The organism is Paenibacillus oralis (assembly GCF_003863965.1).
Taxonomy (GTDB): Bacteria; Bacillota; Bacilli; order Paenibacillales; family Paenibacillaceae; genus Fontibacillus; species Fontibacillus oralis.
Genome location: NZ_RRCN01000001.1, coordinates 6,466,428 through 6,490,775, shown reverse-complemented (window position 1 = coordinate 6,490,775; position 24,348 = coordinate 6,466,428). Strand labels below are relative to the sequence as shown.

The 24,348-nt window shown below is 53.6% G+C and carries 21 protein-coding genes; 16 read left to right on the top strand and 5 right to left on the bottom strand.

Features of this window, described 5'->3' with window-relative positions:
• Window positions 1-97: 97 nt before the first annotated feature.
• The gene (gene hmpA, locus EHV15_RS29010) at window positions 98-1,315 is read right to left on the bottom strand and encodes an NO-inducible flavohemoprotein (protein ID WP_128634300.1); all 1,218 of its coding nucleotides are present in this window, start codon (window positions 1,313-1,315) and stop codon (window positions 98-100) included.
• Window positions 1,316-1,763: 448 nt separating this feature from the next.
• Here hmpA and EHV15_RS29005 point away from each other — a divergent pair, with 448 nt between their 5' ends.
• On the top strand, window positions 1,764-2,432 hold the full coding sequence (locus EHV15_RS29005) for a YitT family protein (RefSeq protein ID WP_128634299.1): 669 nt from the start codon (window positions 1,764-1,766) through the stop codon (window positions 2,430-2,432).
• 54 nt (window positions 2,433-2,486) lie between these two features.
• Here the strand turns inward: EHV15_RS29005 and EHV15_RS29000 are convergent, their stop codons facing one another.
• A complete protein-coding gene (locus tag EHV15_RS29000) occupies window positions 2,487-2,975 on the bottom strand; it encodes a DinB family protein (protein ID WP_128634298.1) in 489 nt (162 codons plus the stop codon).
• A gap of 138 nt (window positions 2,976-3,113) precedes the next feature.
• Here EHV15_RS29000 and EHV15_RS28995 point away from each other — a divergent pair, with 138 nt between their 5' ends.
• Window positions 3,114-3,692 carry a CGNR zinc finger domain-containing protein gene (locus EHV15_RS28995; protein ID WP_128634297.1) on the top strand — a complete coding sequence of 193 codons (579 nt, stop codon included), beginning with the start codon at window positions 3,114-3,116 and terminating at the stop codon, window positions 3,690-3,692.
• Between the two features lie 374 nt (window positions 3,693-4,066).
• Here the strand turns inward: EHV15_RS28995 and msrB are convergent, their stop codons facing one another.
• Window positions 4,067-5,047, bottom strand: a complete 981-nt coding sequence (gene msrB, locus EHV15_RS28990; RefSeq protein ID WP_128635595.1) for a peptide-methionine (R)-S-oxide reductase MsrB — start codon at window positions 5,045-5,047, stop codon at window positions 4,067-4,069.
• A gap of 388 nt (window positions 5,048-5,435) precedes the next feature.
• Here msrB and EHV15_RS28985 point away from each other — a divergent pair, with 388 nt between their 5' ends.
• A complete protein-coding gene (locus tag EHV15_RS28985; RefSeq protein ID WP_128634296.1) occupies window positions 5,436-6,119 on the top strand; it encodes a TerC family protein in 684 nt (227 codons plus the stop codon).
• A 58-nt stretch (window positions 6,120-6,177) separates the two neighbouring features.
• On the opposite strand, the gene EHV15_RS28980 is transcribed toward EHV15_RS28985, so the two are convergent.
• Window positions 6,178-7,002 (bottom strand): AraC family transcriptional regulator, encoded by an 825-nt coding sequence (locus EHV15_RS28980; RefSeq protein ID WP_128634295.1) that lies wholly within the window; start codon window positions 7,000-7,002, stop codon window positions 6,178-6,180.
• Window positions 7,003-7,142: 140 nt separating this feature from the next.
• Between EHV15_RS28980 and EHV15_RS28975 the strand changes: the two genes are divergently transcribed.
• The 11 genes from EHV15_RS28975 to EHV15_RS28925 all read left to right on the top strand — a co-directional run bounded on the left by EHV15_RS28975 (window position 7,143) and on the right by EHV15_RS28925 (window position 17,931).
• Entirely contained in the window at window positions 7,143-8,204 is a 1,062-nt protein-coding gene (locus tag EHV15_RS28975) for a Gfo/Idh/MocA family protein (protein ID WP_128634294.1), read from the top strand.
• 32 nt (window positions 8,205-8,236) lie between these two features.
• Window positions 8,237-9,007 carry a sugar phosphate isomerase/epimerase family protein gene (locus tag EHV15_RS28970; protein ID WP_128634293.1) on the top strand — a complete coding sequence of 257 codons (771 nt, stop codon included), beginning with the start codon at window positions 8,237-8,239 and terminating at the stop codon, window positions 9,005-9,007.
• Entirely contained in the window at window positions 9,000-10,082 is a 1,083-nt protein-coding gene (locus EHV15_RS28965) for a Gfo/Idh/MocA family protein (RefSeq protein ID WP_128634292.1), read from the top strand. The genes EHV15_RS28970 and EHV15_RS28965 overlap by 8 nt, the downstream gene beginning before the upstream one ends.
• A 36-nt stretch (window positions 10,083-10,118) precedes the next feature.
• Window positions 10,119-11,087 carry a sugar phosphate isomerase/epimerase family protein gene (locus EHV15_RS28960; protein ID WP_128634291.1) on the top strand — a complete coding sequence of 323 codons (969 nt, stop codon included), beginning with the start codon at window positions 10,119-10,121 and terminating at the stop codon, window positions 11,085-11,087.
• Between the two features lie 183 nt (window positions 11,088-11,270).
• Complete coding sequence (locus EHV15_RS28955) at window positions 11,271-11,588, top strand: winged helix-turn-helix transcriptional regulator (RefSeq protein WP_128634290.1); 318 nt, start codon at window positions 11,271-11,273, stop codon at window positions 11,586-11,588.
• A gap of 59 nt (window positions 11,589-11,647) precedes the next feature.
• The gene (locus EHV15_RS28950) at window positions 11,648-12,214 is read left to right on the top strand and encodes an FAD-dependent oxidoreductase (RefSeq protein ID WP_128634289.1); all 567 of its coding nucleotides are present in this window, start codon (window positions 11,648-11,650) and stop codon (window positions 12,212-12,214) included.
• Between the two features lie 175 nt (window positions 12,215-12,389).
• A complete protein-coding gene (gene ric, locus EHV15_RS28945; RefSeq protein ID WP_246061818.1) occupies window positions 12,390-13,097 on the top strand; it encodes an iron-sulfur cluster repair di-iron protein in 708 nt (235 codons plus the stop codon).
• Between the two features lie 156 nt (window positions 13,098-13,253).
• The gene (locus EHV15_RS28940) at window positions 13,254-13,979 is read left to right on the top strand and encodes a DUF4430 domain-containing protein (RefSeq protein ID WP_128634288.1); all 726 of its coding nucleotides are present in this window, start codon (window positions 13,254-13,256) and stop codon (window positions 13,977-13,979) included.
• Between the two features lie 231 nt (window positions 13,980-14,210).
• On the top strand, window positions 14,211-16,649 hold the full coding sequence (nirB, locus tag EHV15_RS28935; RefSeq protein ID WP_128635593.1) for a nitrite reductase large subunit NirB: 2,439 nt from the start codon (window positions 14,211-14,213) through the stop codon (window positions 16,647-16,649).
• A gap of 33 nt (window positions 16,650-16,682) precedes the next feature.
• A complete protein-coding gene (nirD, locus tag EHV15_RS28930) occupies window positions 16,683-17,030 on the top strand; it encodes a nitrite reductase small subunit NirD (RefSeq protein WP_178075987.1) in 348 nt (115 codons plus the stop codon).
• 91 nt (window positions 17,031-17,121) lie between these two features.
• Window positions 17,122-17,931, top strand: a complete 810-nt coding sequence (locus EHV15_RS28925) for a formate/nitrite transporter family protein (protein ID WP_128634287.1) — start codon at window positions 17,122-17,124, stop codon at window positions 17,929-17,931.
• Window positions 17,932-18,067: 136 nt separating this feature from the next.
• Here EHV15_RS28925 and EHV15_RS28920 read toward each other — a convergent pair whose 3' ends face one another.
• Window positions 18,068-18,784 carry a Crp/Fnr family transcriptional regulator gene (locus EHV15_RS28920; RefSeq protein ID WP_036621673.1) on the bottom strand — a complete coding sequence of 239 codons (717 nt, stop codon included), beginning with the start codon at window positions 18,782-18,784 and terminating at the stop codon, window positions 18,068-18,070.
• A 341-nt stretch (window positions 18,785-19,125) separates the two neighbouring features.
• On the opposite strand from EHV15_RS28920, the gene adhE reads away from it, so the two are divergent.
• Together adhE and pflB are read left to right on the top strand one after the other, a co-directional pair.
• The gene (gene adhE / locus EHV15_RS28915; protein ID WP_128634286.1) at window positions 19,126-21,741 is read left to right on the top strand and encodes a bifunctional acetaldehyde-CoA/alcohol dehydrogenase; all 2,616 of its coding nucleotides are present in this window, start codon (window positions 19,126-19,128) and stop codon (window positions 21,739-21,741) included.
• A 295-nt stretch (window positions 21,742-22,036) separates the two neighbouring features.
• Window positions 22,037-24,298: a formate C-acetyltransferase gene (pflB, locus tag EHV15_RS28910; protein WP_128634285.1), complete on the top strand. Its 2,262-nt coding sequence runs from the start codon at window positions 22,037-22,039 to the stop codon at window positions 24,296-24,298.
• Window positions 24,299-24,348: the final 50 nt, after the last annotated feature.

Genomic DNA, 24,348 nt, shown 5'->3' with positions numbered 1-24,348 from the left:
AACGAGAGTTCAAAATAGCGTGCTATTTTCGTCATTCTATTGGATTTTTCCAATCAAAGGCTGTCAAACTCTATCCTACACTCAGGCAGCCGATACGTTATTTGCTCATCGTATCCTCAAGGCTGTCGGCCGGCCCGAAAAACTCGAAGTGAATCCGCTCTTCGGGAACGCCCCATTCTTTCAAGGCTCGGTTGATCGCTTTCATGAACGGCAGAGGGCCGCAAAAATAAAAATCGCTGCTCGCGTCCGTGACGCTCTTCAACCATGGGAGATCGATGTAGCCCGTTTTATCGGGGGTTTCCTCGGCTTCCGCGGTTTCGTAAATAAAATAGGAACGAAGATTGTCATGGGTTCGCGTAAGCTCGGCGACATGCTCTTTCATCGCGTGGTGTCTTCCGCTCCGGGCGGCGTGGATGTAGACGATCTCGCGCCCCGAGCCGTTTTGCAGCGCCGTTTCCAGCATGCTGATCATCGGCGTGAGCCCGACGCCGCCGCTGAGCAGGACGAGCGGTATTTGCTTCGATTGGTCGAGCGTGAAATCTCCAGCCGGCGCGCTTAGTTCAAGCACGTCGCCTTCGCCGATCCGCTCATGCAAATAAGTGGATACGATGCCGGCCGGCTGGCCTTCCACAGCGTCTTCCCGTTTGACGGAAATCCGGTAAAAGGGCTGGCCGGGAGCCTTGGACAGGCTGTAATGGCGCAGGTGGGTGAATTCCTGGCCCTCCGGCTTTACGCGCACGGTAATGTACTGGCCCGGCTGGTAGGAGGCGATTTCCCCGCCGTCTTCCGGCTTCAAGTAAAACGAGGTGATGACTTCGCTTTCCTTGACTTTGCGGTCGACGATAAACTTGCGGAATCCCCGCCAGCCGCCTTTTTGCTGTTCGGCCTCCTTGTACATCTCCGCTTCGGTGCTGATGAACACATTGGCGATCACGCCGTAGGCTTTGCCCCAGGCTTCCAGAATTTCATCGGTTGCAGCATCGCCGAGCACCATTTTGATGGCCGCCAGCAGGTTTTCGCCAACAATCGGATAATGCTCCGGCATAATGCCAAGCGCCCGGTGTTTTTGCGCGATACCGCGAACGACCGGGAGAATTTCTTCCAGGCGGTCGATATGCGCGGCGGCGGCGTAAACGGCGTTGGCGAGAGCCGTCGGCTGCTTGCCTTGGCGCTGGTTGGCATGGTTGAATATGTTGAGCAATTCGGGATGATTTTTAAACATCGTTTCATAAAACTTTTTGGTTATCGTTTCGCCGTGAACTTCGAGTACGGGTACGGTCGACTTGATGATTTCAATAGTTTTGGCGTCAAGCATTAGTGAAGACCTTCTTTCCTGGAATTTCATTTCGCTTCCACCTCAGTATAGGCAGGGGTGAATCGCGTAAAGGTGATTTTCGTCACACTGAAATTTGCTGAAATGTGAACTGTTCGTAGGTTGCAATGATATACATCACACTATTCGCCTGAATTTATCGAAATTTGGATGACTGCTGTAGTCATGTTTGGCTTTGTGGTATAATATAAATATAAGAAAAATCTAAAGAAAGGATCAGGATACCATGAGTTCCCGAAGGACGAATTCCCCAAGGACGATTTGGAAACGTTGTGATCTCTCTTATACTTAGCTTCTTTCGTGGACTGTCGGTTACGGCCAACAACCCTACGAAAGAGGCGTGACATCATGCGAAGGATAAAGTCCTCAAGGACCTTCTCCGTAGGGCGTTGGCGTAAGGTCAACCAAACTACGATAAGAGGGATCCCGTATGAGGAACAAGACAAGATGGCAAGTTGACGGAAAATCGCTATTGATAATGATGTTTGGCTCATGTTTATTGGCTTTTGCTTATTATCACATTAATTTTCAGAACGGATTGTCGGAAGGCGGTTTTGTCGGTCTGGCCTTGCTCGGCAAATATTTGTTTAATCTGCCGCCGGCGCTGACGATGATCGTGCTAGATGTGCCGATTGTACTGCTGGCCTGGTTTTTCAAAGGACGTAAGTTTGTCCTTAATACTTTATTTTCATCGCTTGCGTTTTCGGCATTTTATGAATTGTGCGAGCAATTCTCGCCGCTGATGATTGATTTGCGCAACAATTTGCCGCTGGCGGCGCTGTTGTCGGGCTTGCTGACCGGTATCGGGGCGGGTCTGGTGCTGCGGGCGGGCGGAGCGAGCGGGGGAGACGACATCTTATCGATGCTGCTTAGCCAATGGTCCGGAATCAAAATCGGTGCCATGTTTGTACTGATGGATGCCATCGTTCTAACGATTTCATTATTATATCTGCCTTTTAAAGAAACTTTGTTTACGATTATGGCAGTTCTTATAGCGGGTAAAGTGATCACCTGGACCGTTCATTACGGACACGGTCAGTTGACGCCGCTGCGCGTCCCGCACCGGGTTAAAGTTAAGGAGAAAACGGCTCGAGCTTAAGGCTCGGGCCGTTTTTTTGCCGCTTGCATCCGGCGAATTGCCGGCAGGGACTCGCTAGGATCTCCAGGAGCCCTGCTGCCGGCGGATAAGCACGATTTGTCCGGCATGGTAGGCATCATGCAGCATCCAGCGGGAAAGCTCGCGGCCGATCGTTTCCGTGCTTGAGCCATAAGGGGCTTCCAGATCGGCTTCGCTTAGGGAAGCGATCGCCTCGCGCAGCTCCAACTCGATCCGTTTCGTTTCAGCGAGGATGTTGTTCCAGTCGCTATCGTTCAGGTCGTCTCCCGGCCCGCCAAACGTTTCTTCGTTCGTGTCCACGCCGGGACCCGGATCGATCCCCCGCAAGCGGCTTAGGATCCGTTGGTTGTAATAATTGATATGGCTTACGGTTTGCCAAATCGTATTACCCCCGCCCGGCGGCGCCCAAGCCGCCTGTTCGGCCGTGACGTTCGCAAGCGCGACGGATAAAGGAACGATCCACTCTTCCAGCTCCCAGGTATTGTCTTTTTGCACAAGCAACAAATCAACTGCGTTTACGCTCATCCTTACTTCCTCCTCATCAATGTAACTGGCTAATCTTCTATTAAAAGGTTACACTGTGATTGTACCAAAATAACGCTCAGGATGTAACCGCCTATTTCATGTTTAAATAGTTACAAGCAGCTTTGGGAGGCAAGTGATTTGGAGACGCTTTGGAGTGATTTCATCAACAGCGAATGGCATGACTGGAAAGGCAGCGGCCGTAGCGAGGACCGGCTGGAGAAGCTGCCGTGGCAGTCCCGGTTTCTAAGCGACTGGCAGCTGCGGGCGCCGGTTCCGGCAGCGGTTGGGGACATCACGGCGATGCGGCAGCTTCGGAAGGGGTTGCATGCTCTGGCGGTCAAATTGGCCGGCGGTGAAGAAATGGCCGGGGAGGATTGGCGGCTGTTGAATCAATATATGGAGCCGGGGAGGGTGTATCGGGAGTTTGCGCCCGGCGATGGCGGAACCGTCAAGCTGGAATACCGGCCGGTTGCGGCGGAATGGGAACAGGTGATGGCGGAGGTGGCCGCAAGCTTCGGCCAGACCGTTTTGCAAGGGGAGGCCGGCCGCATCCGCGTTTGCGATAATCCGGACTGCAGGTGGATATTTTATGACGATACGCGGAATCGGACGAAAAAATACTGCGACGATAAAATGTGCGGCAATCTGATGAAGGTGCGGCGTTTCCGCGCCCGGAAAAAAGCGGGACAAAACCCGGACGGCGGCGCTGAAGCCTAAGGCGGGAACGCCGATAAGTATGGTTCAAAAAAGGTTGCCCTGACCATTTTTCGGTGCCATGGTCGTGGAGCAACCTTTTCAACTGCAAAAGTGCCTCTTTTTTTCTGTAAAAGCCCGGTTGCAGACGATTCAAATGCAAAAGTACATCTCTTCGGGGGCTGTTCGAAAAAAAGGGGGCTTATTACGAGAAATGAACTGCATTTTTGCAGTTGGACCACCTGTTTCGAGAAAATCCGACGAAATTCGCCTGCACTTTTGCAGCTCGTGGCAACAAGTAGCGCCTCGTGGATTTGCGTACGCTGGTTTACTGCTGCATGCCCGACTTACCTAAGCCGCCGGCCACCCGTCACGGCCTATTATCCCCCGACAACGTTCTATTTCCCAGGCTCATCGAACAACACAAGATACTCGCCGTAGCCTTCCTTCTCCATATCGGCCTTCGGAACGAACCGCAGCGCCGCAGAGTTGATGCAGTAACGCAGGCCGGTTGGTTCCGGTCCGTCGTCGAACACGTGGCCCAAATGGGAGTCGCCCAGCCGGCTGCGCACCTCGGTGCGGACCATAAAGTGGCTGGTGTCCGTCTTCTCCTTGATATGGTAGCTGCGGATCGGGCGGGTAAAGCTTGGCCAGCCGCAGCCGGCGTCGAATTTATCGCGGGAGCAAAAAAGTGGCTCGCCCGAAACGATATCCACGTAGATGCCTTCTTCGCCGTGATCCCAATACTCGCCGGTAAAGGGCCGCTCGGTGGCGTTCTTTTGCGTAACTTCAAATTGGATCGGCGTGAGCCGGCGCTTCAGCTCCTCCGGGTCGGCAGGACCGGACCAATGCCGTTCCAGGAAATCCTCGCGGCCCGAGCCTTTGCGATACAGCTTGTAATGCAGCGGATTTTTTTTATGGTATTGCTGATGATATTCTTCGGCAGGATAAAAAGGAGCCGCCGGAAGAATCGGTGTGACGACCGGTTTGTCGAAGCGGCCGCTTTCTTCCAGCGTCAGCTTGGATTCCTCCGCTTCCCGCCGCTGCTCTTCATTATGATAAAAAATAGCCGTCCGGTACGATTCGCCCCGGTCATGAAATTGCCCGCCTTCATCGGTCGGGTCGATTTGCTGCCAGTAAAGCTCAAGCAGCTTGCGGTACGGAAACACCGCCGGGTCAAATCGGATTTGCACGGCCTCGTAATGGCCGGTTCCGCCGGCGCAAACCTCCTCGTAAGTAGGGTTTACCGTGTGTCCCCCTGTATATCCCGATATAATACCGTGTATGCCGGGCAGCTCCTCAAACGGCGAAACCATACACCAGAAGCAGCCTCCGGCAAAAGTGGCCAGTTCTACCTTTGTATTTGACGCTGAGCTCATCATGATCCCTCCGTTTCGATATCATTATAGCGTTTTTTCGGAAAAAGCCAAAACGATTCTCCGAAAAAGCTGGTGCTCTTTCACGGGACGTGGTACAATAGCTCCAAGAAAACATGCATGGTTCCCAAAGGGGAGTAGCTTATACAATAAAGTCGTCATTACGGGAGTTATACATACCCCGGCTTTATTGGCAACGTAACTTAGTTGTTAGCGAGACCTTTGCCCGTAGCGAGTATTGGGTAAAGGTCTTTTTTGATGCGTTTTTGCGTCGTGCCCAATATGGACACGGCGCATTTTTTTTGGATGGAAGAAGGCGTTTCTTCCCGTAGATCCGTCTGAAGCAAAAAAATGGGTCGATGCATGGGAAACTATGAAAGGGGAGAGAAACATGGAATTATTATCTCCGGAATTTTGGGCCGCACTGCTATCCATCATATTGATCGATCTCGTGCTTGCCGGGGACAATGCGATCGTAATCGGACTTGCCGCACGCAACGTGCCGCAAAAAGATCAGAAAAAAGTGATTATTTGGGGGACCGTCGGCGCCATTCTCATCCGCGTCGTCATGACGCTGCTCGTTGTACAGCTGCTGAATATTCCCGGGCTGCGGCTCGCCGGGGGGCTGGCGCTCGTTTGGATTGCCTACAAATTGATCGTGGATGAAAAAAGCCACGAGATCAATGCGGGCAACCAGATGTGGGCGGCGATCCGGACCATTATCATCGCCGACGCGATGATGGGTCTGGACAACGTGCTGGCGGTGGCCGGCGCGGCGCACGGCGATTTCCTGCTCGTCATTATCGGGCTGGCCGTCTCCGTTCCGATTATGGTCTGGGGCAGCACGCTGATTCTGAAACTGACGGAGCGCTTCCCGATCGTCATTACGATCGGCGCCGCCGTCCTCGCCTGGACCTCGGCGAAAATGATCGTTGAGGAGCCGCTCATTCATGATCTGTTCGTCAGCAATTGGATCAAATACGGGTTTGAAGTGCTTGTGATCGTCGCCGTGATCGGCCTCGGCACGCAAATGAAAAAAAGAAAAGCGCGTCTGCGCGAAACAACGCAGGCCTGAAGGTCCGCAAACGATGAAACGCCGCAGGGGAGATACTAAGCCCCTTGCGGCGTTTTTCTTATACCGGCTGCTGGCCGCGCGCTTGTTGCCGGAACTGCCGCGGCGACATGCCGAACTTTTTGCGGAACACTTTATGAAAATAATTATAGCTGGGGAAACCGGAGCTCTCCGCGACATGCTCAAGAGAAAGCGGACTGAAAATAATCCGCTCGCGCGCCATGTTCAGCCTGACCTCCAGCGTATATTGAATGATACTTGTCCCGAACGTTTCCTTAAACAGATGCACCGCCCGGGAAACGCTGATGCCGGCATAGGCGGCGGCATCCTCCAATTTGAAGGGGGAGGAGGCGTTTTCTTCAATATAATTTTTGATCCGATGGGCAAGATAAGTCGGATAGGCAGGCAATGGCTGAGCCAGCAGATTCCGGTCGATGTCCATGCACAATATTTTCAAATAGTATTCCGCGATTTCCGGAGCAGGGTTGGCTATGCGGCGCTGCTCCAGCATAATTTGCCGGAAAGCTCCGACGATGCCCTCGGAAAGCGGTACCTTCACCCGGTGGGGCCTGGCCCTTTTTTTCCACCACGTTTCGATCCATTCACCGGCCAAAAAAATATGATAATCGCCGCTGGACACCAGCGATTCGCCAAGCCCGCTCATTTCGGCTTCAATCTTCAGCTCATAGGGTTCGCCCGGCGCGAACAGCAGCAGATCCCCGGGCTCGAGCAGTTCCAGCCGGCCGTCTAACCGGGACCGGCATTTACCCGAGGTTTGCAGCCGGATCAAATAGTTTTCGTGCCCGTCCGGCTGTACCGTATGAAACGGCTTATGGTGGACCGAATAGCCGGCCAATAAAATCTGCAGGTTCGAATTAGGTTTCATAACCGACCTCCGTAGGGATCTCCAAAAATAATGACCAGATTGTTCATGTTTTAATCATATTATTCATTTTATATCAGCGCAATTTGAAATACCATTGTACATGGAAACAGCACAGATACTCACATCAGGAGTGACCAGAAATGACTATGAAGATTGGCATGATCGGCTGCGGCAACATCAGTCCAGTATACTTGACGTACCTCGGGCAAAGCGAAGTCGCCAGGATTACGGCAGTAGCCGATCTTCTCCCGGAGAAGGCGCGCGAACGGGCAGAACAATTCGCAATTGAAAACGTCTACACCGTGGAGGAATTGCTGGGACGGCAAGATATCGACCTGGTGTTGAACTTGACCGTACCGTCGTCCCACGCCGCCGTCAATATGGCAGCGCTTGCCCAAGGCAAGCATGTGTACGTGGAGAAGCCGCTGGCGATCTCGCTGGAGGACGCGGGAAGCATGCTGGAACTGGCGGCGGCCAAAAATCTCCGCGTAGGCTGCGCTCCCGATACGTTTCTTGGCGCAGGCATCGAGACGAGCCGCAAGGCCATTGCGGACGGGCTGATCGGCCGGCCGGTGGCGGCCACCGCGTTTATGATGAGCGGAGGCCCGGAAAGCTGGCACCCGAATCCCGAGTTTTTCTACGCGGAAGGCGGGGGACCGATGTTCGACATGGGGCCGTACTATTTGACCGCGTTTGTGGAACTGCTCGGGCCGATCGCGCGCATCAGCGGCTCGGCGGGCAACCTGGTTCCCGAACGCACGGTCAAAACCGGACCAAACGCCGGCAAAACGATCCCGGTGCATACGCCGACGCACTACAGCGCCACGTTGGATTTTGCCGGAGGCGCCATCGGCACGCTCGTGACCAGCTTCGATGTCCCCGGCGGAAGCGTTCTGCCCCGCATCGAGATCTACGGGACCGAAGGGACGCTGCTTGTCCCCGACCCGAACCACTTTAACGGCGACGTGAAGGTCAGCCGTTCGGGCAGCGATGTTTGGGAAACCGTCCCGCCGGTGTTTGAATGCGGCGAAAATGAGCGCGGCCGCGGCATCGAGGATATGGCCAGGGCGATTCTTGAAGGCCGGGAACACCGGGCCAGCGGCAAACTCGGCTACCATGTGCTGGAGGCGATGCATGCCGTAGCCCGTTCATCGCGCGAAGGCCGGCATATTTTGCTGGAAAGCGCGGATAGTTTAAAGTAGAGTCTTTCATTTTAATGGAGAGGTGATATTTTATGACAAAGGTTGGACTGCAGCTCTATACGGTTAGAGATCATTTGGAACGCGATTTTGAAGGCACGTTGCGCAAGGTGGCCGAGCTTGGGTATAAGGGCGTGGAGTTTGCCGGATTTTACGGAAGAACTGTGGAACAAGTACAGCAAATCCTTGAGGAAACCGGGCTGGTTGCGGTGGGTGCCCATACGGCTTACGACCGTTTAAAGGCTGCGCTCGATGAAGAGATCGCTTTCAACAAGGCGATCGGCAACCGTTATATCGTCGTGCCGTATCTGTCGGAGGAAGACCGCAACCATTGGCCCGAGGTCATTGAGGACTTGAAAAAATTCGGGGAACGCTGTAAAGAGGAAGAAATGATTCTCTGCTATCATAATCATGATTTTGAGCTGACCCAGTCGCTAAACGGTAAACCGGTGCTGGACGCGATTTATGAACAGGTGCCCGCCTCCCTGCTGCAGATGGAGCTGGATTCCTGCTGGGTAGCCTTTGCCGGAGCGGATCCGCTGGCATACATCGCTACATATCGCGATCGCCTTCCGCTCGTGCACTGGAAGGACGTTGCCAAGAAGCCGGACGGTTCGCCGGAAACGGTCGAGCTGGGCCGGGGAGAAGTCGCCGTTGCCGCGATTGGCGATGCCGCGATCGACGCAGGTGTGGAATGGCTGATCGTAGAGCAGGATCACTGCGCGGGAGATTCGCTGGAGAGCGTTGCCGTAAGTATGAATTGGGTACGCGCTTATGCCGATCAAGGGGGAAAACTTCATGTCTAAAACATTAAAAATAGCCGTCATCGGATGCGGCGGTATCGCGAACGGCAAACATTTGCCGAGCTTAAAGCAGCAGCCTGAGGCCGAACTGGTCGCCTTCTGCGACATCGTGGAGGAACGCGCGCAAAAAGCTGCCGCTGAATACGGGGTAGAGGGAGCCAAAGTATTTACGGATTTCCGGAAATTGCTGGCGGAAAGCGATGCGGAAGTGGTGCACGTCTGCACGCCAAACGATTCGCACGCGGAAATCACCGTCGCTTCGCTGGAGTCGGGCCGTCATGTCATGTGCGAAAAGCCGATGGCCAAAACGGCGGAGCAAGCCCGGCAGATGCTGGACGCGGCCAAACGCACGGGGAAAAAGCTGTCGGTCGCGTACCAAAACCGTTTCCGCAGCGACAGTTTGTATTTGAAGGAACTGTGCGAAAACGGCGAGCTGGGCGACATCTACCTCGGGAAAGCGCTGGCGCTGCGCCGCCGCGCCGTTCCGACATGGGGCGTGTTCCTGGACGAGGAGAAGCAGGGCGGGGGACCGTTGATCGACATCGGCACCCATGCGCTTGACTTGACCTTGTGGCTGATGAACAATTACGAGCCGAAAAGTGTAACCGGCTCCGTATTCCATAAACTCGGAAACCGTGAAAATGCGGCAAACGCGTTTGGCCCTTGGGATCCCGAGCAATTTAAAGTCGAGGATTCCGCGTTTGGCTTCATTACGATGAAAAACGGGGCGACGATCATTTTGGAATCCAGCTGGGCGCTTAATGTCGTCGAGGTCGGAGAAGCAAAAACGCTGCTGTGCGGCACCGAAGGCGGCGCCGATATGACCAACGGACTGCGCCTGAACGGCGAAAAATTGAGCCGCTTGTACGAAACCAACGTGGATCTCGGAGCCGGCGGGGTCGCCTTCTACCAAGGAAAACAGGAAAACGAATCCACCCGTGAAGCCAGAGCCTGGGTGCAGGCGGTTTTGGAAGATAAAGAGCCGCTCGTGAAGCCGGAACAGGCGCTTGTGGTCACGGAAATTTTGGAAGCCATCTATAAATCGGCCCAAACCGGCCAAACGGTATATTTCGATTAAGTCGGCCTAAGCCTAACTAAGCAAGGAGGAGCTTACATGAAATTAGGAGTATTTCTGGTGCTGTTCGGAGGTCTTCCCTTGGAACAAGCGCTCGATAAAGCGGCCGCTCAAGGGTTGAAGGCCGTGGAAATCGGCACCGGCGGACATCCGGGGAACGCCCACTGCAATCCTGACGTGCTGCTGGAAAACAAAGCGGCGCGAGATGAGTTCAAAAAGGCGGTGGAATCCCGCGGTCTCATCATCAGTGCACTGAGCTGCCACGGCAATCCGCTGCATCCGCAAAAAGCGGTCGCCAAAGAGTTCCACGATGCTTTCGTCAAAACCGTCCAATTGGCCGAATTGCTGGAAGTGCCGGTCGTCAACACGTTTTCCGGCTGCCCGGGCGATCATGAGGATGCTAAATACCCGAACTGGCCAGTGGCCCCTTGGCCCAACGACTTCCAGGAGGTTCTGGATTGGCAGTGGAAAAATAAAGTCATTCCGTATTGGACGGAATGGGGCAAATTTGCCGCCGATCACCATGTGAAGATCGGGCTTGAGCTGCACGGCGGATTTTCCGTGCACACGCCGGCGACGCTGCTGCGCCTGCGCGAAGCGGCCGGTGAAGTGATCGGGGCCAACCTCGACCCGAGCCATATGTGGTGGCAGGGGATCGATCCCGTTCAAGCGATTTCGATCCTTGGCAAGGCCGGCGCCATCCACCATTTCCACGCCAAAGATACGACGATCGATCCGGTGAACGTGAACCGTTACGGCATTACGGATATGCAGCCTTACACGAACATGCAGGAGCGGGCTTGGCAGTTCCGCACCGTCGGTTACGGGCACGATCTGAAGACATGGGCCGATATCATCAGCGCGCTGCGGCTGTACGGCTACGATTACGCGGTCAGCATCGAGCACGAAGACGGGCTGATGTCGATCGATGAAGGGTTTACCAAGGCCGTACGCAATCTGCAGCAAGTGCTTATGGAGGATTCCGCCGCGGAAATGTGGTGGGTATAACTGACCGTAAACGTAATATACTATATTAGCGGCTGCCGCCAAGGCGGCCGTTTTTGCGGATATGGGGTGATGAATAAGGAGCCCCCTTACTTTTCGTGTGTAAATATGCTATTATGAAATATACTAACTTACTTAAGGTAAGTTTTATGCTTGCAGGCTTGCTATAATAATGAGGTGAATGTTATGGATGAGCATTCGAATGGAATGTGTCCGCGATTTGAATCGGCTTTTTCGTTTTTGGGAAAACGCTGGAACGGTTTGATTATTCAAACCCTGATGAGCGGGCCGAAACGCTTCAAGGATATTTCCAATCAGATTCCTTCCATGAGCGACAAGATGCTATCGGAGAGGATGAAGGATTTGGAATGTGAGGGGATTTTGGTCCGTCATGTTTATCCGGAAACGCCGGTTCGCATCGAATATGAGTTGACCGAAAAAGGGCGGGCGCTTCGTCCGGTGATGGAGCAGGTGCAGACCTGGGCGCATCAGTGGATCAAGTAAGCACATGCCGCTTTCGGGTCGCGAAGGCGGCATGAAAATTTTAGAAAGTAGGTGTACTTGTGGCTGAGGTAATTGTAATCGGGGCGGGGCCGGCTGGAGCCAGCGCGGCGTTATTTTTGGCCAAGGCGGGCAAAGAAACGCTTGTTCTGGACAGCAACGCGAGCATGACAAAGCGGGCCTGGATAGAGAACCATTACGGGGCAAAGGACATTTCCGGACCGGATTTGCTCAAAATCGGACGGGAGCAGGCCGAAAAATTCGGCGCCAAGTTCATTGAGGAAAAAGTGACGCATATCGATGCCAACGGCGGTTCGACAGTAACCGTGAAAACGGAATCCGGCCGCGGCTACGAGGCGTCCCATATCATATTGGCTACCGGCGCGTTGACCGATCTTGCAAACGCTACCGGGCTGGAGCTGAAAGAAGGCCGCGAGCCGAGAATCAAAACCGTTATCGCCACGGACGGGCAAGGCCGGACCAGCGTTCCGCGGATCTGGGCAGCCGGCACGGCGGCGGGCGTCAGCGTCCATACAATCATTACGGCCGGCGACGGGGCAAAAGTTGCGATCGAACTGATCAGCGAAATAAACGGCGAACGTTACGTGGATCATGATGTGTTGAAGTAAAACGAACTTATTTGCAATTCCAGGCAACAACAAGGCCTCCCGGCTACGGGTGGCCTTTTAATATTTTCATCGGAAGTAAGAAAAGTTGAAAGTGACTAAAATCACAAGGGGAGACGCTTCTATGCATTAAGTTAAAAGCGTAAGCTTACGACATTAGCTCAGGAGGTCTTTCCGGATGAATCACATACAAGCATTATTTAAGGAACAAGACATGGTCCGTGATATCGTGCTTCGTTTCCCGAAATCGGCGGATTATTTCCGCGGGCGGAAAATCGATTTTTGCTGCGGCGGCGCACGCCCGTTGGGGGAAGCGGCGGCAGAGCGGGGCATCCCGGTTGAAGCGCTGCTCACGGACTTAAACCGCATGGCGGCCAAACATCCCCGGGCAGAGGAAGAACAGGATTGGACAAAGGCGGAATCGGCCGATTTGATCGGGCATATCGTAAACACGCACCATCGCTATTTGCGCGAAGAACTGCCGGAAATCCAAAAAAATGTGACCAAAGTGTCCCGGGTCCATGGGGATGCGGATACGCATTTGCGCGAGATCGAGCGGTTGTTCGGCGAGCTTCGGAGCGAGCTGCTGGAGCATACCGACAAGGAAGAGGCAGAAGAGTTTCCCAAAATAATTCTTTGGGAGGAGAGCCGGGACCCGGAAGTGCTGGGAAAATTGCGGTCCGCCATCGCGGAGTTGGAATCCGAACATGACGCGGCGGGGGATATCCTTAAACAATTGCGGGAATTGACCGGCGATTTTCAGCCGCCCGGCCATGCGTGCACCAGATACCGTTTGACCTATTCGCGTCTAGAAGAGCTGGAAGCCATGACTTTTACGCATGTACACCTGGAGAACAATATATTATTTCCGCGATATACAAAATAACTTGACGTATTCAGGCCTCGGCCCTTCCCTGCTCAGGGAAGGGTTCTTTGCGCCCGCCCCGAAATTTGAGAACTTTCTGTTGGTCCGGTATGCTTAAGTTACGGAATATTCCTGGATCGAATAAGGAAAAATGATTAGAGGAAAGGCGGGGCGGCGATGCGCAATAGGTTGAAATGGCTGGCTGGACTAGTGATATTGATGGCGTTCTTCACGGCAGCCTGCGCCGATGGCGGCACGATCGACAAACCGGATCCTTCGGAAGAGCTGCAAAGCGAGGATGGGGAAGCCCATGACATTACCTTAACAATTGACGGGGGCACGTTTATCCCCGATGTGAAGCGAAAATTGCATTTTGATTATACGGAAGGGATCACCGTTCTTCAGGCGCTTGAAAGCAGCGGAATCATAGAGCTGGCGGAGGATAGGAGCAAAATTCAATCCGTTGGCGCAGTGTCGCTTGATTCGACGCTGGAGTGGGGAGTCCGCTTGAATGACAGGGAGCTTCCGTCCGGCGATTGGGCCAAGCTGCTCAAGGCGGGGGACAACATACTGGTTTACGTTAAAACCGTAGGCAGCGCTGCGGTGAGCCCCAATGGAGCTTCGCTGCTGCTGACCGTGAACGGGGGAAGCCAAAATCCGCAGCTCAAACGCTATTTTGTCCATCAATACAATGAAAACACGACCGTGAGGGACTTGCTCAAGCGGAGCGGGCTCGTGGAGCTGAACAAAACCGGGCAATATATCGTCTCCGTTAACGGGTACCGTCCGGATGATACGGAAGCATGGGTGCTGAAAGTAAATCAAAAGAAATTGCTGTCCACCGGCCTCGACATGAGGTTAAAACCCCAGGATAATGTGGAAATCACTTTGGTGCGAAAGTGAAATTTCGGACCTGAAGAAAATAAATCCGCAGTTCTCTTAGATAAGAGGCTGCGGATTTTTCAATAGGGATGCAAAAAAAAATGTGACAATTACATGTGATAACTTTCACAATTAATGTGAATGTAATCACAAACTATTCTTAATTTTAAATGTATACTTTCGACATAAGGGATTTACAGGAGATTAATTAAGAATCGGAACAGTCTTATTCTGAAAGGGGCATGGATGATGATGGCTACAGCGAAAGAGAAACTGGTCGTGATCGGTAACGGAATGGCGGGGATCAGCACCGTTGAGCAAATATTGAAATTAACCTCCAAATTCGAAATTACGGTGTTCGGAAGCGAGCCGCATCCCAACTACAACCGGATCATGCTTTCCTATGTGCTTGAAGGCAGCAAAACGATAGATGATATTATTCTGAACGATCTGAACTGGTACCGTGACAACGGCATTACGCTGCATACCGGAACGGCGGTTGCCCGGATCGACGCGGAGACGAAGCAGGTTGTCACCGAGGACGGTGAGCGCGTGCCGTACGATAAGGTGCTGATCGCTACCGGATCGACCTCGTTTATTTTGCCGGTTCCCGGGAGCGATAAGGAAGGGGTAGTCGGCTTCCGCGACATTTCGGATTGCGAACAAATGATCCAGGCGGCCAAGACGTACCGCAAAGCGGCGGTCATCGGCGGAGGGCTGCTCGGGCTGGAGGCGGCCAAAGGACTCGTTCAGCTCGGCATGGACGTAACGGTCGTGCATTTAATGGAAGATTTGATGGAACGCCAGTTGGATCATCAGGCAGCAGGGATGCTGAAAGCGGAACTGGAGCGCCAGGGCATCAAATTTAAAATGGGCGCGCAGACGACCGAGCTGCTTGGCGATTCGCGGGTAAGCGGGCTGCGGTTCGCCGACGGCACGGAGCTGGAAGCGGAATTCGTCGTCATGGCCGTCGGCATCAAACCGAACGTTGCGGTGGCCAAAGCGAGCGGCCTCGAAGTGAACCGCGGGATCGTCGTGAACGATTATATGCAGACGTCGCTGGAGGGCGTATATTCCGTCGGCGAGTGCACGGAGCACCGCGGCATCTGCTACGGCCTCGTCGCTCCGCTGTTTGAGCAGGGCATGGTTCTGGCCAAGCATATCAGCGGCGTGGAAACAGCGCCTTACACCGGTTCGGTCGTTTCGACCAAACTCAAAATATCCGGGGTTGACGTGTTTTCGACCGGGGAATTTATCGATGGTCCGGAACATACGGTGATCAGCAGCAAAGACGATTGGAAACGGACCTACAAAAAAATTCTCCTGAAGGACAACGTTTTTGTAGGCGCGGTGCTGTTTGGCGACATTAACGATTCGGCCGAGCTGCAGAAGCTGATCAAGCAGAAGGCGGAGATGACGGACGAATTGTACGACTCGCTGATGGGCACGGGCTGCTGCGGCGGCGGTGGCCAAAAGAAAGCTTCGGTCGAAACGATGGCGGACGACGAAATCGTCTGCGGCTGCAACGGGGTGACCAAAGGGACGATCGTCGACGTGATCACGAATCAGGGATTGACGACCGTCGACGAGATCAAAGCCTGCACGGGGGCGACCCGGTCTTGCGGAGGCTGCAAGCCGGTGGTTGAGCAAATATTGCAATACGTGCTGGGAGACGGGTTCGAGTCGGCGGCGAAACAGGGCATTTGCGGCTGCACGACGCTGAGCCGTGATGAAATCGTGGCTGAGATCAAGGCGAAAGGGCTGCAGACGACCAAAGAAGTGATGAACGTGCTTGGCTGGAGCCAGCCGGAGGGCTGCTCGAAATGCCGCCCGGCCATCAACTATTACCTCGGCATGCTGTACCCGGACACGCACGAGGACGAAAAGGAATCGCGCTTCGTGAACGAGCGGATGAGCGCCAACATACAGAAGGACGGGACTTACACCGTTGTGCCGCGGATGTACGGCGGCGTGACGACGCCGGAGGATCTGAAGAAAATCGCCGACGTATCGCTGAAATACGATGTGAAGGTCGTGAAGGTCACCGGCGGCCAGCGGCTGGACTTGATCGGCGTGAAAAAAGAAGACCTGCCGAAAGTGTGGGCCGAGCTCGACATGCCGTCGGGGTACGCCTACGCCAAATCGCTCCGCACGGTGAAAACCTGCGTCGGTTCGCAGTTCTGCCGGTTCGGCACACAGGATTCGATGGGCATGGGCGCGCAGCTTGAACGCAAATTCGAACGGCTCGATTTTCCGGCCAAATTCAAAATGGCGGTGAACGGCTGCCCGCGCAACTGCGCCGAATCGTGCACGAAGGATATCGGGATCGTCGGCAACGACGGCGGATGGGAAATCTTCATCGGCGGCAACGGAGGGATCAAGGCCCGGCTTGCGGACTCGCTGTGCAAAGTGAAGACCGACGAGGAACTGATCGAGCTGTGCGCAGCCATTATCCAGCATTACCGCGAAACCGGCAACTACCTGGAAAGAACGTCGGAGTGGGTTGAACGGATGGGGCTGGACAATATCCGCGCGGCGGTAGTGGACGATGCGGAAAACCGCAAAGCGTTGGTAGAGCGCATTGAGTTTGCCTTGAAGCAGGTTTCGGACCCGTGGAAAAAGATGCTGGATGACAACGAAACGCGCGGCAAGCTGTTCCACAGCCTGGAAATGAGCGAACAGACGAACTAAACCGGACGGATGACAGGAAAGGGGAAGAGGAGCATGAACAAGGACATGAGTAAAGAGACATTTTTCCCGGTGGGGCCCGTGGAGCAGTTTCTGCCCCAGATCGGGCGCGTGGTGGAGGCCGGAGGCCGTGAATTGGCGGTGTTCCGCTTATCCGACGGGCGCATCTTCGCCGCCCTGAATCAAAATCCCCATCCGAAAGGCGGGCCGCTCGCCGAAGGAATCGTGTCGGGGAACTACCTTTACGATCCGCTGTACGATTGGAAAATCGATCTGACGACCGGCCTGGTTCAGGCCCCGGACAGCGGACAAGTGCCGATGTTCCCGGTTAAGGTGGAGGGCGGACAGGTGTCGATCGCCGCCAGCGCCTTGCAGCAAGTATAGGCCCGGCAAGAGCGTAAGCGCGGTGACCCTGCTCCCAGGAATCGCCGCGCTTGCTTTCAATGGAGGACAGGTATAAGGGGAGGAAACAGCAATGTACACGCCAAATGTGGAAGCCATTGTGGAAACGGCAGTCAAGAAAAAAGAAAAAATGAATGAAAGCTTGCCGAGGTATATCGTCTCGGCCATGCTGGCCGGCGCTTACGTCGGGCTCGGCATTATTCTCATCTTCAGCATCGGCGCACCGCTGGCCGCGGCGAAATCGCCGTACCAGACGATGCTGATGGGGATGTCCTTCGGGCTCGCCCTGACGCTGGTCGTTTTTGCCGGATCGGAGCTGTTTACCGGGAACAATATGTTTTTTGCGGCAAGCACGCTGGCGAGGCGGACAACGGTAGGCGATACGGCGAAGAACTGGACGATCGTGTTTCTCGGCAACCTGGCGGGGGCGGTTGTGCTTTGTTTGCTGATCGTCGGCAGCGGGCTGTTCAAAACGGCGGCGCCGGAGCATCTTATTTTTGCCTCTGCCGCGAAGAAGATGGGCGCTCCGGTCACCGAGCTGTTTTTCCGCGGCATTCTATGTAATTGGCTCGTTTGCCTTGCGTTATGGATGGCGAACCGCGCCAAGGAGGATATCGCCAAGCTGGTGTTGATTTGGTGGTGTCTGTACGCCTTTATCGCCAGCGGTTACGAGCATAGCGTGGCCAATATGACGCTGCTCAGTTTGTCGCTGCTGCTGCCGAACCATCCCGATACGGTCACCCTTGCAGGTTGGTTTCACAATATGATCCCGGTGACGGTGGGCAATATCGTCGGCGGTGCGGTGTTTGTGGGCATGGCGTATTGGTTCATATCCCCGGTACGAAAAAAGGCGAAACCAATGGAAGATGGAAAAGCAGCATAAACCGGCTACCGGCTCATCCCGAGCCGGTTTTTTTTGCGTTTTCGTCCAGAAAACGTAGCCAGACAAAAAAGCCGTCCCGTAATCGGGACGGCTTTGCATATTAAGGACAGGCACATATAGCCAGGTGCGCGGCAGGTCAGATCCGGCAAATTTCGTTCGGGCACAGCTCGCAGTGGCAAATATCCTGCAGCATGACCATATCTTTGATGACGATCATGCCGTTCTCGTATTCGAGCGCATCCTTTTTACGCAGGTCGCTGAGCATCCGGTTGACGCTTTCGCGCGTAGCTCCGATCATGTTGGATAGGTCGGTATGCGTAATTTTTTTGTTGATCAGAATCGTGTCCCCATGCTGCTCGCCATACGTGTTGCTGAGGCGGATCAGCGTCGAGCAAAGAGCGCCCGGTTTGCCGTACATCATCAAATCGCGGAATTTCGTCTGCGTCAGGCGATGGTGGATGCCCATCCATTTCATGAAGTCGATCGCAAAATCGCAGTGCTGGCATATCATGATTTCAAGATCTTTTTGATCGATCACGCCGATTTCGCAATCTTCGATCACCTCGGCCGTGAAGCTGTGCTTGGTGCTGAAGAACGGATCGGCCTGGCCAACCATGTCGCCGCGTCCATACATATACAAAATGAGTTCTTTACCTTCGTCGGTCGATTTGGTTAATTTGACGCGTCCGCGTTTGATGTAAAACAGTTTATCGGAAAAATCACCTTCCCAGAACAAATGCGTCCCCTCGGGATATGCTTTATCTTTCATTGTAACGAGAAGGCGGTTGAAGTTTTGTTCTGTAAAGCAGCTCGTGTTACCGCGGGGCAGGGTGGCGTTTACGATTTCACTCATCATGGATTTCCCCTTTATATTCCTGATTTTTATGAAATTTTTAATTAATTATATAACGATTATTGCAAAATTTGGGGGCTTGAAAGGACGAAAAAGTGTCGAAATTCTAACATTGTGACTAAATTCACGAAATTCGCATGATAAGCGAAAAAATTTCAGAACTTTTTATACTTTGTGAAAAAATTCACTATACAAAATTATCTCTCTATGCTATGATCAAACCATAAAAAGAAGAAGCACATCTTTTAAGGATGAACTTGCAAGTGAAAAATTTCACGAACTTGTTGATAACCCGTCTTAACTGCAGGTTGATCCTTACCAAACTCAGGAGGATGAGAGAAATGGCCGTAAAAAATGAAGCGACGACGAAAGCCCAGCCCACTCCGGAAGCTTACATCCAAACTTTGATCGACAAAGCGAAAAAAGCTTCCGAGGCGTTCATGAGCATGACGCAGGAGCAGATTGACGGCATCGTGCAGGCGATGGCCCTGGCGGGTCTCGACAAACACATGCATCTCGCGAAGATGGCGGTAGAGGAGACTGGCCGCGGGGTGTACGAAGACAAAATCATTAAAAACATGTTCGCCACGGAGTACATTTACCACAACATCAAATACGACAAAACGGTAGGCGTTATCGAGGACAACGATTTTGACAGCTTCCAGAAAATCGCCGAGCCGGTCGGTATCATCATGGGGATTACGCCGGTGACGAACCCTACGTCGACCACCATTTTCAAGTCGCTGATTGCGATAAAAACACGCAACCCGATCATCTTCGGCTTCCATCCATCCGCTCAAAAATGCAGCGCGGAAGCCGCTAAAATATTGCTGGAGGCCGCGGTGAAGCACGGCGCGCCCGCCGACTGCGTCCAATGGATCGAAAATCCGTCGATGGACCGCACGAACGCTTTGATGAACCATCCGGACGTAGCCTGCATCCTCGCTACCGGCGGTTCCGCGATGGTAAAAGCGGCGTACAGCTGCGGCAAACCGGCCCTTGGCGTCGGCCCCGGCAACGTGCCTTGCTTCATTGAGAAGAGTGCGAATCTCGATCAAGCCGTCAACGACCTGATTCTTTCCAAAACGTTCGACAACGGCATGATTTGCGCTTCCGAACAAGCGGTCATTATTGAGGAACCCGTGTTCGACCAGGTGAAAAAGAAAATGATCGCCAACGGCTGCTATTTCGTAAACAAAGATGAAGCGGCAAAACTGACGGCAGGCGCGATCATCGCCGATAAATGCGCGGTGAACCCGGTGATCGTTGGACAACCGGCCACGAAGATTGCGGAAATGTGCGGTATCGACGTGCCGGCCGGAACGAAAATCCTCGTCGCCGAAATTGAAGGCGTCGGTCCGAAATTCCCGCTCTCCGCGGAGAAGCTTAGCCCGGTGCTCGCTTGCTATAAAGTGAAAAACGCCGAGCAGGGCATCGAACGCGCCCTGGAAGTCGTGGAGTTCGGCGGTATGGGCCACTCTTCGGTCATTCATTCGAACAACCAGGAAATCATCCAGAAATTCTCCGACCGGATGCCGACCTGCCGGATTTTGGTGAACCAGCCTTCCTCGCAAGGCGGCATCGGCGACATTTACAACTCGAACCTGCCTTCGCTGACGCTCGGCTGCGGGTCCTACGGGCGCAACTCGACGTCGTCGAACGTTACGGCCGTCAATCTGATCAACGTGAAAAGGGTGAACCGTCGTACCGTGAATATGCAGTGGTTTAAAGTGCCTAGCAAAATTTATTTTGAGAAAAACTCGACCCAGTATTTGGCGAAAATGCCGGACATCTCCCGCGTCATGATCGTTACTGACCCGATGATGGTGAAGCTGGGTTACGTGGAAAGAGTTGAGCATTACCTCCGTCAACGCCAAACGCCGGTAGCGATCGAAGTGTTCTCGGACGTCGAACCGGATCCGTCGACAACGACGGTGGAACGCGGTCAGGAGATGATGGCGAAGTTCCAGCCGGACTGCATAATCGCCCTCGGCGGCGGGTCGGCGATGGACGCGGCGAAAGGGATGTGGCTGTTCTACGAATATCCGGATGAAGATTTCTTTAACCTGAAGCAAAAATTCATGGATATCCGCAAACGCCTATACAAATATCCGCGGCTCGGACAAAAAGCGAAATTCGTGGCCATTCCGACGACCTCGGGAACGGGCTCGGAAGTAACGTCGTTCGCCGTCATCACGGACAAAATCAAAGGCAATACGAAGTATCCTTTGGCCGATTACGAACTGACGCCGGACGTGGCGATCATCGACCCGGTATTCGTGTACAGCCTGCCGAAAACCGCGGTGGCCGACACGGGGATGGACGTTCTGACGCATGCGATCGAAGCTTACGTATCCGTAATGGCCAACGATTACACGGACGGACTGTGCATTAAAGCGATCCAACTCGTCTTCCAGTACCTTGAAAAATCGGCGCTGACCGGCGATGAACTGGCCCGCGAAAAAATGCACAACGCTTCGACGATCGCGGGGATGGCGTTCTCCAACGCGTTCCTCGGCATCAACCACAGCTTGGCCCATAAATGGGGCGGCGAATTCCATACGGCGCATGGCCGGACCAATGCGATCCTGATGCCGCACGTCATCCGCTACAATGCCAAGAAGCCGACGAAGTTTGCCGCATGGCCGAAATACACGCATTTCACGGCCGATGAACGTTACGCGGAAATCGCCCGCATCCTGGGCTTGCCGGCGCGGACGACGGAAGAAGGCGTGAAGAGCCTGATCAATGCGATTCGCGACCTGAACAGAAAGCTCGGCATTCCGGAAACATTCCAGGATCTCGGCTTCGATCCGAAAGTGTTCGAATCGCGCGTCGATTATTTGGCCGACCGCGCATTCGAGGACCAATGCACAACCGCCAATCCGAAGCTGCCGCTGGTGACAGAGTTGGCGGAAGTTTACCGCGATGCTTTCTACGGAAGATTTGAAAATTAAGTGAACAAAGCCCTTTGAAAACGTGAGAAATATCACTATATGTGATATTTCTCACAATCTTATTCGACAAGTTAAGCTATGATTACAGTATAAATGATCCCTCAAAGTTTTATGACGGATGAACCCAGGGAAAAACAACGGGACTCATCGAAACCTTTTATCAGGTACATTTAACGCAATGAATGTGAAATTTATCACGTATTTTATGTGAAAAATATCACAAATTTTTAAGGGATCATGAGGCGCGGTACATCTCCTTCGAACCGCGACCAAAATATAAATGGAGGGAATAAAGATGTCGGTGATCGAAAAAGAAGTACAAACCGTAGACAATGCTTGGAGAGGATTCAAACCGGGCAAATGGATGAAAGAAGTGAACACCCGCGATTTCATCCAAACCAACATCAAACCTTATGAAGGCGACGAATCCTTCTTGGCAGGCGCGACGGCCAACACGAAAGCTTTGTGGGAAATCGTGTCGCAGCTGTCCAAGCAAGAACGGGAAGCCGGCGGGGTGCTGGATGTGGACGTCAACACGCCATCCACAATCACTTCCCACGCTGCGGGGTATTTGGATAAGGACAAAGAGCAAATCGTAGGCGTACAGGGCTCGGCTCCTTTCCAACGTACGATTCGCCCGTTCGGCGGGATCAACATGGTTGTCAACTCCTGCAAGGCTTACGGCTATGAGCTGCCGCAGGAAATTATCGACTTGTTTACGCATATTCGCAAAACGCACAACCAAGGCGTTTTTGATGCTTATACATCGGAAATGAGAGCGGCTCGCAAAGCCGGCATTATTACCGGGCTTCCCGACGCTTACGGCCGCGGCCGGATCATCGGCGACTACCGCCGGGTGGCGCTGTACGGCGTGGATTTCCTGATCAAGCAAAAACAACAGGAACTGAAAGCTCTCGAAGTGGATGTCATCGACGAGGATGTGATTCGCCTTCGCGAAGAGCTGTCCGAACAAATCCGCGCGCTCGGCGAACTGAAACAGATGGGCGAAATGTACGGATTCGATATTTCCAGACCTGCAAACAACGCAAAAGAAGCTTTCCAATGGCTGTATTTCGGTTATCTGGCAGCCGTTAAGGAACAGGACGGCGCCGCCATGTCCCTCGGACGCGTATCCTCCTTCCTGGACGCTTACATCGAACGCGACCTGGCCGAAGGAACGCTGACCGAAGAAACCGCGCAAGAACTGGCCGACCATTTCGTCATGAAGCTGCGGATCGTGAAATTCCTGAGAACTCCGGACTACAACGAACTATTCAGCGGCGACCCGACTTGGGTAACGGAATCGCTTGGCGGAATGTCGGTGAACGGCAAAACGCTCGTTACGAAAAACAGTTTCCGCTTCCTGCACACGCTGTACAATCTCGGCCCGGCTCCGGAACCGAACCTGACGGTGCTTTGGTCGGAACAATTGCCTGACGCGTTCAAGAAATATTGCGCCAAAGTATCGATCGAGACCAGCTCGATTCAATACGAAAACGACGACTTGATGCGTCCGATCTACGGCGACGATTACGGTATTGCCTGCTGCGTGTCGGCGATGGAAATCGGTAAACAAATGCAGTTCTTCGGCGCTCGCGCCAACCTGGCAAAAGTTCTGCTGTACGCCATCAACGGGGGTAAAGACGAGAAATCCGGCGTCCAAGTCGGTCCGGAATATCCGGCGATCACGTCCGAATATCTCGATTACAATGAAGTCAAAAAACGTCTGATTCCGATGATGGAATGGCTGGCTAAGCTGTACGTCAACGCGCTGAACGTCATCCACTACATGCATGATAAATACTGCTACGAACGGATCGAAATGGCGTTGCACGACCGCGACATTCTCCGGACGATGGCTTGCGGTATCGCCGGCTTGTCCGTAGCGACCGACTCGCTGAGCGCGATCAAATTCGCCAAAGTCAAACCGATCCGCAACGAAAACGGCATCGCCGTTGACTTTGAAATCGAAGGCGAATTCCCTTGCTACGGCAACAACGACGACCGCGTCGACCAAATTGCGGTTGAACTTGTGGAAACGTTCATGGGCATGATCCGCAAACACAAAACTTACCGCAACTCGCTGCCGACACAATCGATCCTGACGATTACTTCGAACGTCGTTTACGGTAAGAAGACGGGGACGACACCGGACGGACGCAAAGCGGGCGAACCGTTTGCGCCGGGCGCCAACCCGATGCACGGCCGCGATAAGAAAGGTGCGCTGGCTTCCTTGAATTCCGTGGCCAAACTGCCGTACGAACACAGCTTGGACGGCATTTCCAACACGTTCTCGATCGTGCCTAAGGCGTTGGGCAAAGAACTCGACACCCGCAAATCGAACCTTGTGTCGATGATGGACGGTTACTTCGGCAGCAAAGCCCACCATCTGAACGTCAACGTGTTCGATCGAGAAACGCTGCTGGATGCGATGGATCATCCGGAAAATTATCCGCAGCTGACGATCCGCGTATCGGGTTATGCGGTGAACTTCATCAAGCTGACCCGCGAACAACAACTGGATGTCATCAACCGGACATTCCACGGCAAAATGTAATCTCACTACCTGCATACAGGCAGCCGATTACAGGTTGAACCCCCGGTTCA